This window comes from Ferrovibrio sp. (assembly GCF_041906005.1).
In the GTDB taxonomy this organism is placed as follows: Bacteria; Pseudomonadota; Alphaproteobacteria; order Ferrovibrionales; family Ferrovibrionaceae; genus Ferrovibrio.
The window spans coordinates 1-1,162 of the sequence record NZ_JAYRJY010000025.1 but is presented as its reverse complement, the minus strand read 5'-3'; the positions used below and the strand labels follow the sequence as shown (position 1 = coordinate 1,162).

Here is a 1,162-nt window from a genome sequence, read left to right as displayed (position 1 = left end):
GCGAACCGGTTGCCGATTGCGTCGCACTGGGAAGCAGCCAGGAGATCGTCCGTGCCGGCGGCGGCGGCCAGATCTTCCTTCGCGATGGTCAATCCCATTACCGCCTCGGCTTCGCCCGCAACTGCGATTCGGTGACGATGACGCCGACCATCCAGATCAGCGCCGATGGCCAGGCCGACCGGCTGTGCCCCGCCGGCACCAAGGTGCGTACCAAGACCTCGACCTGCGATGTCAGCGTCGTCGAGACGATTTCCGCCGAAGAGTTCGCCAAGCGCAAGCAACGCGCGCGGCGTTGAGGCGGCGATCGAGCCGCGGGAAGCGATACGAGAAAGGCGGCCCGCGGGCCGCCTTTTTTCTTACCTGCAATCGATTCCGGCAGTGATCTACACGGTCGCCGGCAACAAGCGCTCCGGTTCTGCCTGCGCATCGACCACCAGCTCGCCATCGCGTACGTCGATACCGACCCGCCCGCCATTGACCAGCTTGCCGAACAGCAGCTCGTCGGCCAGCGGCCGCTTCACCTTGTCCTGGATCAGGCGGGCCATCGGACGCGCACCCATCAGCGGATCGAAGCCGTGCTGGGCCAGCCAGTCGCGCGCCGCCGGCGTGGCCGACAGGCTGACGTGCTTCTCCTGCAGCAGCATTTCCAGCTCGATGATGAACTTGTCCACCACCCGCAGGATGTGGTCGAAACCCAGCCCCTGGAACTGCACGATGGCGTCCAGGCGGTTGCGGAACTCGGGCGTGAAGCTGCGGCGGATCACTTCCATCGCATCGGTGGAATGGTCCTGCTGCATGAAGCCGATCGTCCGCCGCGACGCCTGCGCGGCGCCGGCGTTGGTGGTCATCACCAGGATGACGTTCTTGAAGTTCGCTTCGCGGCCGTTGGTGTCGGTCAGCACGCCGCGGTCCATGACCTGCAGCAGGATGTTGAAGATGTCGGGGTGGGCCTTCTCGACCTCGTCCAGCAGCAGCACGCAGTGCGGCGTCTTGACGATCTTCTCGGTCAGCAGGCCGCCCTGGTCGAAGCCCACGTAACCCGGGGGCGCGCCGATCAGGCGGCTGACCGAATGCGGCTCCATGTATTCGGACATGTCGAAACGGACCAGTTCGATGCCCAGCTGCAGCGCCAGCTGCTTGGTCACCTCGGTCTTGCCCACAC

The 1,162-nt window shown here is 65.4% G+C and carries 2 protein-coding genes; one reads left to right on the top strand and one right to left on the bottom strand.

What is annotated here, in order from left to right:
* Positions 1-296, top strand: a 296-nt coding sequence (locus ACE3OO_RS20270) for a hypothetical protein (RefSeq protein ID WP_374305929.1), incomplete at its 5' end; no start/stop codon positions are given.
* An 87-nt stretch (positions 297-383) separates the two neighbouring features.
* Here ACE3OO_RS20270 and ACE3OO_RS20265 read toward each other — a convergent pair.
* Positions 384-1,162 (bottom strand): AAA family ATPase (locus tag ACE3OO_RS20265; RefSeq protein WP_374305927.1); only part of this gene is annotated, 779 nt, incomplete at its 5' end.